Consider the following 15,348-nt stretch of genomic DNA (forward strand, 5'->3'; position numbering starts at 1 on the left):
GGCTGCTTTAAGTTCGGCTCTGGGAGCGCTGCTAAACGGAGTTTATTCTTGCACGTACATAGGAGGTTCAATCGCGAAGTTGTCGATCCGACCAGACTCATCAATCACATAACCATCGGTTGTCTTCAGGTCAGTATTTTCTTCCTGCTCCACCGCAGCATCCAAGTTCTTGATATTGCGGGCCACATCTACGTTGGAGGGAATTTCTTCATCCGCTGGGTTCACAGCTGGGTTTTGCGCCATCTGCACGCCAAACTGATCCCCTCCTGCACCTTTGCCAGGTTCAGCGTCTTCAGGATTACCGCTTCTATATTCTTGTTCTTCACTCATGGTCATATCCCCGTATGTAAAAATTCAAGCTGGCTGAGTAAGATTTGCCTTGACACCTCATGCATCCAATGCGGCGAAGTCTTAGCTCATTCAACGCCTACCAAGTTACCTCAGTTCACCTTCAGAGAGATTCCTTCGGCGGGAAGGACCTCCACCTTGGCTACCTATACCTTGAGTAGGGTTCTGATCCCCACACCTTCTGCCAGCGATCGCGAGAATAAAGGAAAGGCTTTGCTCGCTGTTCTGGAACCATGTCTCTTTATCTTTGGGAACGAAAAATCTTTGGACAAGAAACAACTGTTCGATCGCTGGGCACCCAGTTATGACTGGCTCTTTCCCTCAGTGTTTTACCAAGCCATTCATCAGCGCTTGTTGGAATTTACTCAGCTAGGCGATCGCGCTCAGGTACTAGATCTGGGTTGCGGTACTGGGCGATTACTTTATCGTTTAGCAGAGCAATTTCCCAGCTTACAAGGGACAGGATTGGATCTCTCCCCCGAAATGCTGGGGCAAGCCCAAAAACGTCATCCTCAATCGTCTCGACTCGCCTATGTTCAAGGTGATGCCGAGCAGCTACCTTTTGCCGAGGCACAGTTTGATGCCGTGTTTAATACGCTTAGCTTTTTGCACTACCGCCAGCCAGAGCAAGTTTTTGCTGAAGTCAGCCGAGTCTTAAAACCAGCGGGTTGCTTCTACTTGGTTGACCTGACGTGGCAGCCTTGGTCAGATACCCAAGTTCTACTGATCTCGCCAGGAGAAATTCGGCTTTATAGCCAGAAAGCCCGCGAACAGCTAGGACAACAGACAGGGCTAACTTGCCAAGGCCATTATTATCTACTGGGTCCTGTGATGCTGACAGTTTTCACTAAACCCTAGGATTACCGACTGACAATTTATTAGGAATAGCTAAGAATAGCTTGTTGTTTTAATCACTAATTAGAGATTCAAACGTGGTTCTTAAAGCTTTGAGATCTGCAATCCTAGCCACAATTAAGTTCTCGCTGCCAGCATCTTCTAAGCGGTGTTTCCAGAGTTGAATCTTTTCAGAATTATTCATCCAAAAATTGACGACAGTTTCTACCACTTGATCTAAATCCCAACCGCGCTGGGGAGGTACTGTCTCGATGGATTGAATAAAAGAATCAAGGGTGCAACGGTAGGAACCAACATATTCCACCCCAGGTTCTGGCAGCTTTTGTATAATTTCTTGTTGATGATTGAAGAAATGTAAAATGGGTGAGACACCTAGGACTTCAAATGTGTATTTCATGTGAAACTCCTAAAGAGTTTTTGCCGTTTCTTATTAAGAATGAATTGTAGTGAGTATAAAACCAAACGTCTAACGTCAGTAGATAGATTTAATACCTTTTTAACCAAATGAACCTTTACCTTGGCCTAGATTTTGGCACTTCAGGCGCACGCGCGATCGCAATTGACGCCGAGGGAACCGTGCAGGCACAAGCCAGTTATCCCTATGTCGCCACGGCTTCGAAGGATTGGGTCACCAGTTGGCAAACGGCTTTATTTGCCCTGATCGAGAAAATTCCTCTAGAGCTGCGCCAATCTATCCGAGCGATCGCGATCGATGGCACCTCTTCGACTGTGCTGATCTGCAACAGCGCCGGACGACCCATTGATGAACCGATCCTCTATAACGATGCTCGTGGAGCAACAGTTTTGGAGATGTTACAAGCGATCGCCCCTGCGAATCACAGCGTCATCAGTGCCACTTCTAGTTTGGCTAAGTTGTTGTGGTGGACTCAGCAACCGCAGTTTGCTCAAGTGCGCTATTTCTTGCACCAGGCTGACTGGTTGAGTTTTCTACTCCACGGCAAATTAGGGATCAGCGATTATCACAATAGTCTCAAGCTGGGCTACGACGCCGAGCAGCTATGCTACCCAGCTTGGTTAGAGAGTTTGCCCATGTCACCCTTGCTACCTCAGGTTGTGGCTCCTGGTACGCCCATTGGCCCGGTTAAGGCGGCGATCGCTACCCAATTTAGCTTGCGCTCCGATTGCCTCGTCTGTGCAGGCACCACAGACAGCATTGCTGCTTTTCTCGCCAGTGGAGCCCAAATCCCCGGTGAAGCTGTCACGTCGCTCGGTTCCACTCTGGTCCTCAAGCTTTTGAGCCAAACTCGGATCGATGACACTCAATTCGGTATCTACAGCCATCGTTTGGGCGAGTGGTGGCTTGTGGGTGGCGCTTCCAACACAGGTGGAGCAGTGTTGCAAAAATTCTTTAGTTCTGAGCAACTAGAAACGCTTAGCGAAAAAATTCCCACTGAACAGGAAAGCTCGTTGCATTACTACCCATTGCAGCACCCTGGCGAACGCTTTCCGATCAATGATGCTGCCCTAGCTCCCCAACTAGAACCACGCCCGGAAGACCCAGTGGAATTTCTCCACGGCTTGTTAGAGAGTATGGCTCGCATTGAAGCCCAAGGTTATGAGCTATTGCAGAAGTTAGGAGCTACGCCGCTCAAACAGGTCTACACAGCGGGGGGAGGGGCAGACAACTCAGCTTGGACCAAAATTCGCGAGCGCCAACTAAAAACCTCTGTGGTTCGCTCCGCGCAAACGGAAGCAGCCTACGGTACAGCTTTGCTGGCAATGCGGAATTGCAACCAGATTTTGTAAGTAGCAAGTCTACGTTTATAGCGCTATTTTCATCGTGAAGGAAATGCCGCCAGTGCGATTGCGAACTTCACTCCCCGCGATCGCTCGAAACCCCATCCTTTCGTACAACCGTAGAGCAGGATTACTATCTCTGACGCTGAGAGAAATTGCTGGGTAAATCGGTTTTGCCGCTTCGAGTAAATGAGCGATGAGCTGAGTGCCAATACCTTGGTTGCAATAGTCCGGTAGTACGGCGATCGCTAACTCTGGCACGTCATCTGCTACATAAGCGAAGCCTTTTTCTGCCCCTGTCCAAAGCCTGACCCAGACTGCTCCAACTTTCTGGTTGGTACCGGAGGCGATCGCCACAAATCCTAGATCTCCTTCTCGGCCCCAACCTTCAACGTAACGAGCTAGCAGAGGATTGTTCATCGCGGCTTGAATATTGGTTTCGCCCTCGTTTCTCAGGTGAGCTGCCTCAAACAGCATTTTCCACAGAAACGGTTCATCTGTAATGGTTAGGGGTTGAACCAAATAATGCATATTGATCTGAGTGCGATCGCCCTGCTTATATAAACGCCATTCAGCAAAAGAAGCTAGGCACGTTGACGTTCAGCAATTTGCATCAATAATCGCAATGCTTCGTTAACAGCTTCAGCCGTTGGGAAGGCTTTAGCCACATCAGCATCAAGCAACACAAGATTTGTCCCCGCCTTATAGGGTGCCGCATACTTACCTCGCACCCCACCTACCATTTTGGAGAAGTCGTACTCTGGGCGAAGCTCATCTTCCAGCTCATTTTCATCCTTCTGCATAAAACCTCCGCTCTTGTCGCGTTGCTTCGCGGGCACTAATGATTCGGGTACGGTCATTGCGGTCAGCATGAGAAACCACTAGTAGACGGCCATACCTGGATAGTCCGATAGTGACGTAGCGATTTTCTCTGATTGAATGATCAGGATCGGGAAAAGTAGCAGATAGTACATCACCAAACACTGTAGCTGCCTCCTGAAATTCAACGCCGTGCTTCTGAACATTGCTAGCAGCCTTGTTGGAATCCCATTCAAACTCCATGCTAGAAGTTTATACTTTTTTACCTTAATAGCTTAGGAGCTAAGCACTGGGCAATCGCCCACCAAGATTAGCGCTTCAACCGAAACTGCCAGTCTATACTATTCGCGCGATCGCTCTACATACAAGCAGGCTTAGCTTTCCACAATTGCAGCAGTATTTGCTTCTTCGTAGTTGATTTGAAATAAGCGATTGCGGCCTTGAGCTTTAGCTCGGTAAAGACCTTGATCCGCAGCTGCAATTAAAGTTGCAGCAGAAGACTGGCTCTGAGGAATTGTTGTGGCGACACCGAGGCTAAGCGTCACGAATCCAGTGACTTGAGAACTAATGTGCAACAGTTGCAAAGTTTTGATCTTGGCCTGGATTTCGGTCGCAACTGCGGCAGCAGCCACCGCATCAGTATTCGGTAGGATGATGGCAAACTCTTCACCCCCGTAACGAGCCACTAGATCGCTTGGGCGCTTCACAGCTTGGGCGATCGCTTGGGCAACTTGTCTTAAAGCATCATCCCCAGCTAGGTGCCCGTAGGTGTCGTTATATAACTTGAAGCAATCTACATCGCACAGAATCAAGGACAAAGGAGCTTGCTCACGCGCTAACCGTTGCCATTCCTGAGCTAAATACTCGTCAAAGCAGCGACGATTTGCCACTTGAGTCAAGCCATCTGAAGACGCGAGGCGCTGTAGCTCTTGGTTGGCTTGTTGCAGTTGTTGATAAAGTTCCGACTGCTGAATCGCGATTGCGGCTTGACCCGCCAACTGACTAAATAAGTTGATCTCAGAGGCTTTCCAACTTCTAGGACCACTACATTGATGGGCGATCATTAACCCCCACAGCTTCTCCTGCTGCAAAATTGGCACCACTAAATTAGCCCGAATTTGCAACTGCTGTAGTAGCTCCACATGGCATGGAGTCAGCTCTGCGGCGTGAATATCTTCAATTGCTTTAGTTCGTCCTTGCTTATATTCACAAGCGTGATTGGATTGGAAGCAAGTATCTATGACATTCAGCCCCAATATAGGTAGCCATCCCTCGGCTACAGACTCTACCACCACAACCCCGCTCCAGTCGGACGCAAAGCGATAAAGGACAACTCGATCTACCTGAAACAGCTGTCGAACTTCTGCCGCTGTGGTTTGCAGAATTTCATTTAAGTCCAGAGATTGCCGAATGCGCTGAGTTACAGCAGCAACAATTCGCTCCGACTCGCTTTGCTGGTCAATTTGCGCCTGTAAGTCATAGTTTGCTAGCGGTTGGCTGTCTACCTGTTGAGCTTGGCTACTTGCGTCCGGCAGGTGGTCACTAGGTTGATTTGAAATCGGTGGCGCGATCGCAGTTAAGCAAGGCGTCGTAGCGGCAGGCAAAGCGCCTGGTTTAGCAATCAAGTATCCTTGGGCAAAAGTGGCACCGCGCTGCCGCAGCCAGTCCAGTTCCCCAATACACTCAATGCCTTCAGCTACCGTCTGAATATTTAACTGCTGCGTAATTTCCAAAATCTTTTCTGTGATCAGACCTTTGTAAGGGTCTTGATGCACATCTCGAACCAAGCCCATATCCAACTTGAGGAAGTCTGGACGTAATTGATGCAATAAATTAAGGCTAGAGTAGCCAGAGCCTAAATCATCCAGCGCGATCAGAAACCCTGCATCTCGGTAGTATTTCAAAATTGATTTGAGATGATCCAAATCCTGAGGGCGATCGGACTCAATTACTTCAAATACCACATGCTCATGGGGAATGCCTGCCTCGTCAATGGCATCTACAGTACTCCGTAGGCAGGAAACTGGGTCATACAACGCCGTGGGGGAAAAATTGATAAAGATGTGGCTAGAGATTTGATGCCGACTGGCAGCGGCGATCGCGCTTAGACGAGCCAGTCGATCCACTTGGGGTAGCAGTCCTGCTTCTGTAGCCAAATCCAAAATGGCACTTGGCATAATCAAACGATCTTGCTCGTCAAACCCCCGCAATAGCGCTTCGTGAGCATAAATCCGAGAGGTGTCTGCCATGTGAACAATCGGCTGAAAAAAGCTAGTGAAGCGTTTAGCCGCCAGCATCTCTACCAGCCAATCGGATTGGGTGAACTTGATGAAGCGTTGCAACGAGGTGATATCGCTAAAGTCATGAATTCGGGGCTGGATATTGCCTCGAACAAACAACACTTGAGTAGATTCCAACTCTCGCGGAGTCAGCAACTCGCCGATATTTTTGGCTAATTCCTGGGTTTGCCCAGGCGCACAAGCAATACTCAAGCCATGCCGCTCTGGCATCAGATCGCAACTGAAGTTTGCTGCCTGCAAATAGGGCACAATTTTTTTTAGGGTGTGCGGTACAGGAAGCCACAGAAACAATCTGCCAGCCTCTGCTGCACCACAGGGCGAGAGGTTGTAGCAAGCACAAGATTTCGGACCAGCATTAGCTTGGCTCACAACTCGCCTACCTTGATAAAACAGCTTTAATTAGTAATTCCCAGACAAAATCACGAGAGCCCGAAATATTATCAGGAGTTTTCAAAGAATTATTAAAGATCTCTCTTTAGGCATAAAAGCAGGCAGGCCCAAAAACAGAATCAGTCGAGCTTAGACTTTTATCTATTATCTAACTTTTAATCGTTTGGTAGCGGTGGGCGGAAGCAAAGGTAAGCTAGTGGCCCAAATAGTGGAATTAAAGCCACAGTCCAAAACAAGCCTGGCTCCTTTAAGCCCCGACGGGCCATGTCGTCTCCTAGCAAGGTCGGCCACAACAGACCGAAAAGGCAAAACGCCAAACTCATCAGGTGGATGAAGCGGCTGGTTTGAAACTCCTGCACAAAACCACCCCAATCACCCAACAGAATGCCATAGGCGATAAAGGCGATCGTGCTTGTGCTGATCAACCAACCAGTGCGGCGTGAATCCCAAAACTTGAGCCAGCCATCTTTAGGCCCCGAAAAATGTTGGTTCGGCTCTCGTAACGCCAAATAAGGAATTAAACCCAATACTCCAGTGCCCAGGGAGCCTAAGACAAACGGCCAAGCAGGAAGCTTTTGCATACGGCCATCGGCAAATATGAGGCAGCTATAGATCATCACCCACATGCCAATCAGACTGAACACTGCCACGACCCAAGCGTTCAGATCTGCCCAGTTTCCCGCCAAGAAGTTTTGTAAGCGGCCTACGTCAGGCTGCCAGGGGGGAGCTAAGAACAAAGCATAGGCAATAAAGCCAATCCAGAGCAGCCACAATCCGACTTTCCTGATCATTGCTTTCACATCACGATTCAGCCAACCGCTCAATCAGATTATTTAGGTGCGTCACTCTTACCTGCCTGTCTGGCAAATAGGTAAACCGCACCCCAAGCGAGCAGCACAATGATTAGCAAATAACTCATTTATTTTCCCCATTCTGATCACAGCGTAGATAAATCCAAGCGGGCGTCCCTCTTTCCTAAGGCAGGTCACTCAGCGGTATCCTCAGCCGTGGTCCAGCTCGTAGCAACTAGAACTAAGAACCAGGGGCGATCGCTTTATCCCGTCGTCTACCCTGCAAGTAATGGCGCAACCGTTGTTTGGCAATGATCTTGACTCGCCGCCTAAATTCCTCAAACTGCTGTGGGTTGGGTTGTGTTTTTTGCCAAGCCTCTCGTGCCATCAACCGCTTCGACCAAGCTTTGAGGGCTGGGTAGCTCACTAAGTCAACTTGCATATAAGGCAACAGAGACACCACAACTCCTGCGACAACATCGCCTAAAGTCAATTGGTCGCTGCCAAAGTAGGGGCGATCGCCCAACAACTCGTTAAGAAAACTCAACCCCTGCGCCACTTGAAGTTGAATTCGTTCGAGCTGCTTTGGTTCTTCGGGCTGCACAACCAATCCAAACACTGCTGGCCCCAATTCGTTCGTCGTCACCATCTGGGCCATCCGTACTGTGGCGATCGCCTGTGGCTCAGTTGGCAGCAGAGCAGGTTGAGGGTATTTAGCTTCTAGGTAATCCAGAATTGCCAAAGATTCCAAAACTCTCACCCCTTCATCCACCACTATAGGAATGTGATGAAAAGGATTAATCGTGGCGAACTCCGGTTGGAATTGGTCTCCATTCAACTGCATCAGCACAGGTTCAAATGGAATTTGTTTTTCTAACAGCGTCAACCAGACTCGACGCGCATTAGGTGAGAGGGGAGCATAGTAGAACTTCAGCATTAAAAACTCCTAGGAAGACAAATTCCGACCGATCGGTCTGTAGATTCGCAAAAAAATAACCCTTCGTTTAACCCACTAAATTGATGGTGGTTGTAAGCGATCGCAAAGGTAGTCATTCAGATGCGCGATCGCTCGCTTCAAATGCACCGGATCGTCATAAAGCTTGCTCATCATTAGGGCTCCTTCCAAGGTAGAAATCATCACCGTTGCTACGGTATCCGCCTCGACCGTAGGCCGAATTTCACCCCTGGCAATTCCCCGCTCCACAGTGCGTCGAATCGAATTGCGTAAAGTATTCATCGCTGCTTGAGCGCGATCGCGCAATGCAGGATTGGCATCATCACTTTCGATCGCCGTATTAAGAATTGGGCAACCTCCCGCGATCGGCGGGTCTTCGATAAAACTGTAAAAGACACCCAAAATCGCTTGCAGCCGTTCTATAGCATGCTGCTTTGTCGCCAGAGCAATGCGAAACCGTTCTTGGCACCTCTGAAAAGCAAAGTCAAAAGCCTCTAAAGCTAGAGCCTGCTTACTCGTGAAATGGTTGTAAATCCCTCCTTTTTGTAACCCTGTCGCCTGCATGATGTCCGACATCGACGAACCCGCGTAGCCCTGCTGATTAAACAGAGTCGCCGCCTCTTGCAAAATCTTGGCTCTAGTTTCGTCAGCCTTAGCCATACAGCAGTCCTTAAAAAAGACCGATCGGTCTTTCTAAGAGTACAACAACCCCATCACTAATACAAATCAACCTAATACAACAAACATTGGTGCCCCTTTTGGAGGGAGTCTGAGGGACGCAACCGTCTCTCAGCGGGGGCTTGGGGGCAAGCGCCCCCAAAGGCTCGGTTCTGCAAAATCTAACGGTATGCAGCACCAACCAAGCCAAAGACTCAACCTATTTAGCTACCTTGAGCTTCCTGCTGCTCCAGCTTTTCCTTCGAGTCACCCCAATAGGCGCTATAGGTCCACTCCTCGCTATTCCCCTTGTCCTCCATAGACCAGCGGTAAATAGCTGACTTTGGGTTCACCCCAATCTCCAAAAGTTTAGCGCCCATGTAGTATTCCATCTGGCGCTTCGTCATATCCTTCCAAGCCTCGGCTCTGTTCTTCTCCAGGGTCTTGGCCATATGAGCTTGCGTATGCTTTGCCATCCTATTTAGGTGCCTCCGATTGAATTGAATTATTCTACGCGCTGCAACACTGTGACCTTTGGGTCAATAATTTTCTGGCCTAAACCCGGAAACTTAATCGCGAGGCAGATTTTGTCCCCTTTGCCAAAGATGTGTGTGACTTGGCCCACGCCGAAAGCTTTATGCACAATGCGATCGCCCACAGTCCAGTCATCTTCATGGCTATTGGGCCGAGCGGAGCCGACAGCAACGCCTTCGCGTTTAGCCGCAGCAATTCCCTGGGTCATCCGTGTGGGGATGGCCGTAGCAACGTTGCTGGTAAGCAACTCTCTGGGCAACTCAGCTAGAAATAGCGAGGGGCTAGCAGGTTCTCGTGAACCATAGAGGCGACGTTCCCGCGCGTGGCTAATGAATAACCGCTCCTGGGCACGGGTAATGCCGACATAACAAAGCCGCCGTTCTTCTTCTAAAGCGGTGGGATCTTCCAGAGAGCGGAAGTTGGGAAACAAGCCTTGCTCTAAACCCACCAGAAACACCACTGGAAACTCCAATCCCTTTGAGGAGTGCAGCGTCATTAGGGAAACGCGGGCGTCATCTTCTTTTAGGTCATCGAGGTCAGAGGCGAGAGAGGCGTTGGCTAGGAAACCGGATAAGCTTTTGTCTTCGTTATCTTCCTCAAATTGCCGCACCGCGTTGTAAAGCTCTTGGACGTTTTGCACGCGATCGAGGGCTTCATCTGTGCCTTGGTTCTGCAAGTCTTGGATATAGCCAGAGTCTTCGAGTACCCCTTGGACAATCTCTGTGGCAGGGATGGTTTCTAGTTTCTCCCGCCAAGTTTGGATAATACTGGCAAAGTTGAGCACGCCTTTTGCAGAGCGACCCGCCAAGGTTTTAACCGAAGTGTCGTCTTGCAAGATTTCCCAGAGCGGTACACCCAGTTGTTGCGCCGCATTGGTTAGCGAGTCGATCGTGGTTTTGCCCACGCCACGCCGGGGGGTGTTGATCACGCGCAGCAAACTAACGGTGTCGGCAGGATTGGCGATCGCTCGTAGGTAAGCCAAGACATCTTTAATTTCTCTGCGATCGTAGAATTTGAGACCACCCACGACTTTGTAGGGCACTCCCCAACGCACCAACGATTCCTCAAAGGCGCGGGATTGAGCATTGGTGCGGTAGAGAATGGCAAAACAGCCCCAGTTGAGTTCGGGGTTCTGGCGCTCTAGAGTGCGGATTTGGTGAACCGCAAACTCGGCTTCAGCGGTTTCATCATCAGAGCGGTGACAGAAAATGGTTTCGCCACTACCGCGAGTCGGCTTCAGGACTTTGTCGATCCGCTCTGTGTTGTTCTCAATCAGTTCGTTGGCAGCTTGGAGAATGTTTTCGGTGGAGCGGTAATTCTCCTCCAGCTTCACCATTGTCCGGGTGTCGTCATCGGGGAGGCGATCGCCAAAGTCATCCTGAAAGCCCATCAAGATTTTGAAGTCAGCTTTGCGGAAAGAATAGATCGACTGGTCGGCATCTCCCACGACAAAAATTGAACGGTAATCCCAGCTCTTAAAGTCGCGCGACTCTGCGCCGTTTGTTACAAGTAGGCGCACTAAATCGTACTGGGTGCGGTTGGTGTCTTGGTACTCATCGACCAAGATGTGGCGAAACCGCTTGTGCCAGTAAGCTAGCACTTGCTCATTCTGCTTAAACAGTTGCACAGGTAGCAAAATCAGGTCGTCAAAGTCTAGGGCGTTGTTAGCGGCTAGGGCATCCTGATAGCAGCTATAGACATTCGCAATCACCCGACCTCTAAAGTTGGGCTGCTGTTGCTCCAATTCTTGTGGTGACAAGCCTTCGTTTTTGGCGTTGCTAATGGCGTAGCGCACCGATCGCGGATCGAACTTTTTGTCATCTAAGTTCAACTTGTTTTGGACAATATCCTTGACCAAACTCTGTGCGTCCGATTCGTCAAAGATCGAGAAGTTCTTCGTCCACTGACGACCATTACTGTCTTGATACTTATCCACATCGAACCGCAGAATCCGACAACACAACGCATGGAAGGTGCCAATCCACAATTCTTTAGTGATGTTTTTGTAGACCCGCGATCGCAGTTGCTTCTGTTCGTAGGGTGCGAGCAAATGAAAGGGCTTGCCAAATTCATCCAACGCCTGCCGCTCGGCAAACAAGCGCTCAATCCGCTCCTTCATTTCCTTGGCGGCTTTGTTGGTAAACGTCACCGCCAAGATGCTTTCTGGATCTACCCGATGGGTCAGCACCAAATTCGCAATTCGATAGGTCAGGGCGCGGGTCTTACCTGATCCTGCTCCCGCTACCACCAAAAGCGGCCCGCAGAAATGTTCCACGGCTTGTCTTTGAGAGGGGTTGAGATGGCCGAGAAAATCAGTGGTGGCAGTCATAAAACTTAGGTGCGATCGCGAGCAGAGAACTCATTAAACTGGGTCAGGCAGCTTCAGAGCAAGCGTCATTTGTGTAGAGAGCAGGCTCCATTTCACATACTACAGGGTTGCTTGAAGATAGGGGCAGTGAGGTGAGGTGCGATCGCCGTCCTTCATCACTACGCCTATCCCCATTGCCAATTCTCGTTCTAGCCAGCCGCCAAAATTTCTGAGAGCGCTTGTTTCACCGTGGGGTATTGATATTGCAAGCCATCTGAGAGGGTGTGCTTTGGTAGGACCTGCTGACCTTCTAGGACGACCTTAGCGCCATCTCCTAGCAGTGCTTCTAAGGCAAAATCCGGGACTGGCAACCAGGAAGGGCGATTCAGCACCTCGCCTAATACGTGGCAAAACTCAGCCATGCGGACTGGATTCGGAGCGGTACCGTTATACACCCCTTGCATGTCGGTTTGGGTCAGTGCTTGCAGAATTAAACTGACCAAGTCTTCGCGGTGAATCCAAGAAAACCATTGCCGACCACTACCAATCGGCCCACCTGCGAACAGCTTGAACGGAGGTAGCATTTTGGCTAGTGCGCCTCCCATTCCTAAAACAATGCCAGTCCGCACAATCACCAAGCGGGTGCCGCTATCCTTAACTTTTTGGGCTTCCGCTTCCCAGGTTTGGCAAACTTGCGCCAAGAAATCTTTGCCAGCAGCACTGTTTTCGTCAAAGGTAGCAGTTTCACTCGTGCCGTAATAGCCCACTGCCGAAGCGTTGACTAACACGGTTGGTTTCGGGTTGGCTTGGTTGATCGCCGCCACAATGTTTTGGGTGCTAAGTTGGCGACTGCTCAAAATTTCTTGTTTGCGGGATTCAGTCCATCTGCCGTCCGCGATCGCTTCCCCAGCCAAATTCACCACGCCATCACAACCTGCCACTGCCTGCTGCCAAGCGCCCGGAGTAGTAGGAGTATAGGAAACAACTTCTACATTTGAGAAAACGGTGCGAGGAAACAACTGTTCGGCTCGCTCACGGCTACGGCTGAAAGCGACAATTTGATGGCCTTCTGCCTGTAACCGCTCGACTAGACGACTGCCGACAAAACCTGTGGCACCTGCGATCGCGACTTTCATACTCTCTTCCGTTACTTAAAAATGCCTTCAAAAATCTGGATTGAAGGAGACTGACCTGTTATGTAAAATATCAAGGAAACTTAAAGCTCAGTATACAGAACAGAAGCTGGAGCCGTGGCTAAGGGCGCAACTGGCGATCGCACTCCTGGCCGTAGCAATTAGATCCAAGCCAAGATCTAATCAAGATCTAATAAAGTGAGAAAGCACCCCTACCCTGTGTTCTCGCTTTGCTAACTGAAGTCTTCAGCCTTGTTTCTCCACCCAGCTTTTGGGTTCAGTTGACTGTTGTCGGCATCTGGCTCAGTTGTGTCGTGCTCTTGGCAGAGTGGCTAGGCCGTTATACAGAGACTGACGCAGAGATCGTCCGGAAAGTCGTCCATATCGGCGTGGGCAATGTCATTTTGCTGGCTTGGTGGCTCCAGATTCCCGCATGGATGGGCATTACGGCTTCTGTTTTGGCTAGCGCGATCGCCTTTACTTCCTATTACGTCCCGATTTTGGCAAGCATGAACAGCGTGGGTCGTAAAAGTTGGGGCACCTTTTTTTATGCCATTAGCATCGGGGTGTTGATTGCTTGGTTCTGGCCTATACACCAGCCTCAATACGCCGCTCTTGGCATCCTGGTGATGACTTGGGGAGATGGGCTAGCAGCTTTAATTGGTCGCCGTTTTGGTCGCCACCCCTACCACCTTTGGGATATGCAAAAAAGCTGGGAAGGCTCACTGACGATGGCAGGCGTGAGCTACGTAGTCAGCAGCGCCATTTTGCTTGGAGTCCAAGGCAACACTTGGCAAACTTGGTGCATTCCTTTGGCCGTCGCCTTAGTTGCCGCTGGCTTAGAAGCTTTCTCCAAATTCGGAATCGATAACTTAACAGTCCCCATTGTCAGTGGAGCGTTAAGTTTTTTATTAAGCAAAATTCTTTGACTGAGCTAATTAGTTAGGTATATTTAGCCACTTTGATAATTGGCACTTCGAATTATTTGTTAAATTTCTATCAAAAACCAAGCACCTGTTTAATATTCCTTAAAAAGTCAAGCCTGAACCAGATTCAAGCGTAAAAACAGATACAGTTTTAATCTTTCATTCAGCATAAACTATCAGTCTTTAGTTCTATGCCAAGCTAGCTCTAGAGATTACAGTCATTAATCTAAAGTAAAAGCTAACGACTTCAGCTACTTCTGTTGACAGACTCTCGGATCAGTTAAACCGCTTCTGTCGATAGATTAAAGGCGATACATGAGGAGAGATGATTGTAGCGTTCCGACTCAAGGAACAACATCATTTTATTTTCAATCGCCTTTTATCAATCACCTTATTGAAGTCAATGAATTTAGTTAGCCCGATTAATCTAGATTTTTTTAATTTTGATATTCCTTTACTGCGCTCTAAAGAATCTGCTTTTGCCATAGAGGACTTGCCTGGTTTGTGGAGAATTCATTGGCAGGTAGGTGATAAAACCATCATTTCCACTTTTTATACGCGCATCGATCAAGCGTGTCTGCTTTGGGGCGTCATTTCCATCGCCATCTTTGCAACGGCTCAATTTCTACCTATCAGTTGGAGTTTGCAAGCTATTTGGTGGTCTGCCTTAACAGTATTAGGCACTCTGGGTATGCATCTGTTAACAGAACCCTGGAGCCGATTTGAGCATTTCAAGTGGGTGTTGCGCTGGTGGGCTTGGTTAATGCTCGGTGGTGTAGTAGTTACTGACCTCAGCATCTTTTGGGGCTGGGGCGATATGTTGTTGCAGCTTTGCCCCCTATGGCTGGGATTAAACGCAGTGGGTTATTTGGGGACAGGTTGGCGGATGCGATCGCGAGCCTTCATTTTAGTCGCGCTCATTCATTTGCTCGGCATCTTCATCCTGCCTTACTTTGCAGCTTGGCAATTTTTGCTGACTGGAGTTGTAATCGGAGTCAGCGCTCTGCTAATAGCAGAACTACAGTGGGATTCCAACGGCAACTGCACTCAAGAAATCTTAGCGGACTAACTATTTTAGATAAGCTAATTAACTGAGTTAGCGATCGCAACAAAATAACAAACAAGTTTAATAAATTAAATCTGGATACTCATGATTAAACTCGGCGAAGAATAAGGGAATACTTCACCGAGTCAAAGATATTTACGAGTAAAACCACGAGCTAATTCAGACAACTAACAACAGTACTCAAGCAACTTAGGATTACACTAACTAAGGTTGCATTTAGCCCCTCAGTATAGTGCAGAACCGCTAAGCGCCCGATCAACTACCAATCATGAGACCGACTGGATCTCACATCTCCTTCAAAAGGCTGGACACCCGTTGCAGGATACTCATCGTCAGTAGGGCTAAAGATTCGATTCACAGCACCAAAAATAAACTGAATCAAATCATTGAAGACGGTACGTAATTTCATAAGGTTTCTCTCAAGATTAGTGAGTAGTGACTCGACCTAAACTAAGCTGTGTAACCTGATACTTTTATTATCTTCAAGTCTTCTAGAACGAATTGAAAT

Annotated in this window: 17 protein-coding genes; 4 read left to right on the forward strand and 13 right to left on the reverse strand. The window is 48.9% G+C overall.

What is annotated here, in order from left to right:
* Positions 1-42 precede the first annotated feature (42 nt).
* Positions 43-330, reverse strand: coding sequence for a hypothetical protein (locus tag H6F68_RS24830; RefSeq protein ID WP_190433531.1), 288 nt, complete (start codon positions 328-330; stop codon positions 43-45).
* A gap of 156 nt (positions 331-486) precedes the next feature.
* On the opposite strand from H6F68_RS24830, the gene H6F68_RS24835 reads away from it, so the two are divergent.
* Entirely contained in the window at positions 487-1,206 is a 720-nt protein-coding gene (locus H6F68_RS24835) for a class I SAM-dependent methyltransferase (protein WP_242065645.1), read from the forward strand.
* Between the two features lie 49 nt (positions 1,207-1,255).
* Here the strand turns inward: H6F68_RS24835 and H6F68_RS24840 are convergent, their stop codons facing one another.
* Positions 1,256-1,600: a hypothetical protein gene (locus tag H6F68_RS24840; protein ID WP_190433532.1), complete on the reverse strand. Its 345-nt coding sequence runs from the start codon at positions 1,598-1,600 to the stop codon at positions 1,256-1,258.
* A 107-nt stretch (positions 1,601-1,707) separates the two neighbouring features.
* On the opposite strand from H6F68_RS24840, the gene H6F68_RS24845 reads away from it, so the two are divergent.
* Positions 1,708-2,970, forward strand: a complete 1,263-nt coding sequence (locus tag H6F68_RS24845; RefSeq protein ID WP_190563174.1) for an FGGY-family carbohydrate kinase — start codon at positions 1,708-1,710, stop codon at positions 2,968-2,970.
* Positions 2,971-2,985: 15 nt separating this feature from the next.
* On the opposite strand, the gene H6F68_RS24850 is transcribed toward H6F68_RS24845, so the two are convergent.
* The 10 genes from H6F68_RS24850 to H6F68_RS24895 form a co-directional block, all read right to left on the reverse strand.
* Positions 2,986-3,492, reverse strand: coding sequence for an N-acetyltransferase (locus tag H6F68_RS24850; protein ID WP_190563176.1), 507 nt, complete (start codon positions 3,490-3,492; stop codon positions 2,986-2,988).
* 53 nt (positions 3,493-3,545) lie between these two features.
* Complete coding sequence (locus H6F68_RS24855) at positions 3,546-3,821, reverse strand: hypothetical protein (RefSeq protein WP_242065646.1); 276 nt, start codon at positions 3,819-3,821, stop codon at positions 3,546-3,548.
* Positions 3,751-4,023 (reverse strand): BrnT family toxin, encoded by a 273-nt coding sequence (locus tag H6F68_RS24860; RefSeq protein WP_190563180.1) that lies wholly within the window; start codon positions 4,021-4,023, stop codon positions 3,751-3,753. The genes H6F68_RS24855 and H6F68_RS24860 overlap by 71 nt, the downstream gene beginning before the upstream one ends.
* 131 nt (positions 4,024-4,154) lie before the next feature.
* A complete protein-coding gene (locus tag H6F68_RS24865; RefSeq protein ID WP_190563182.1) occupies positions 4,155-6,449 on the reverse strand; it encodes an EAL domain-containing protein in 2,295 nt (764 codons plus the stop codon).
* Positions 6,450-6,625: 176 nt separating this feature from the next.
* Entirely contained in the window at positions 6,626-7,261 is a 636-nt protein-coding gene (locus tag H6F68_RS24870) for a hypothetical protein (protein WP_190563184.1), read from the reverse strand.
* A 241-nt stretch (positions 7,262-7,502) separates the two neighbouring features.
* Positions 7,503-8,198 carry a glutathione S-transferase family protein gene (locus tag H6F68_RS24875; RefSeq protein WP_190563186.1) on the reverse strand — a complete coding sequence of 232 codons (696 nt, stop codon included), beginning with the start codon at positions 8,196-8,198 and terminating at the stop codon, positions 7,503-7,505.
* A 75-nt stretch (positions 8,199-8,273) separates the two neighbouring features.
* Positions 8,274-8,876 (reverse strand): TetR/AcrR family transcriptional regulator, encoded by a 603-nt coding sequence (locus tag H6F68_RS24880; RefSeq protein ID WP_190563188.1) that lies wholly within the window; start codon positions 8,874-8,876, stop codon positions 8,274-8,276.
* A gap of 221 nt (positions 8,877-9,097) precedes the next feature.
* On the reverse strand, positions 9,098-9,349 hold the full coding sequence (locus H6F68_RS24885) for a hypothetical protein (RefSeq protein ID WP_190554941.1): 252 nt from the start codon (positions 9,347-9,349) through the stop codon (positions 9,098-9,100).
* 29 nt (positions 9,350-9,378) lie between these two features.
* Positions 9,379-11,736 (reverse strand): DNA helicase PcrA, encoded by a 2,358-nt coding sequence (pcrA, locus tag H6F68_RS24890; protein WP_190563190.1) that lies wholly within the window; start codon positions 11,734-11,736, stop codon positions 9,379-9,381.
* Positions 11,737-11,924: 188 nt separating this feature from the next.
* Entirely contained in the window at positions 11,925-12,851 is a 927-nt protein-coding gene (locus tag H6F68_RS24895) for a TIGR01777 family oxidoreductase (RefSeq protein WP_190563192.1), read from the reverse strand.
* 227 nt (positions 12,852-13,078) lie between these two features.
* Between H6F68_RS24895 and H6F68_RS24900 the strand changes: the two genes are divergently transcribed.
* Positions 13,079-13,777 carry a diacylglycerol/polyprenol kinase family protein gene (locus H6F68_RS24900; RefSeq protein ID WP_190563195.1) on the forward strand — a complete coding sequence of 233 codons (699 nt, stop codon included), beginning with the start codon at positions 13,079-13,081 and terminating at the stop codon, positions 13,775-13,777.
* Positions 13,778-14,177: 400 nt separating this feature from the next.
* A complete protein-coding gene (locus tag H6F68_RS24905) occupies positions 14,178-14,843 on the forward strand; it encodes a hypothetical protein (RefSeq protein WP_190563197.1) in 666 nt (221 codons plus the stop codon).
* Positions 14,844-15,099: 256 nt separating this feature from the next.
* Here the strand turns inward: H6F68_RS24905 and H6F68_RS24910 are convergent, their stop codons facing one another.
* Positions 15,100-15,249, reverse strand: coding sequence for a hypothetical protein (locus H6F68_RS24910; protein ID WP_190563199.1), 150 nt, complete (start codon positions 15,247-15,249; stop codon positions 15,100-15,102).
* Positions 15,250-15,348 lie beyond the last annotated feature (99 nt).

This window comes from Trichocoleus sp. FACHB-262, assembly GCF_014696035.1.
Classification (GTDB): Bacteria; Cyanobacteriota; Cyanobacteriia; order FACHB-46; family FACHB-46; genus Trichocoleus.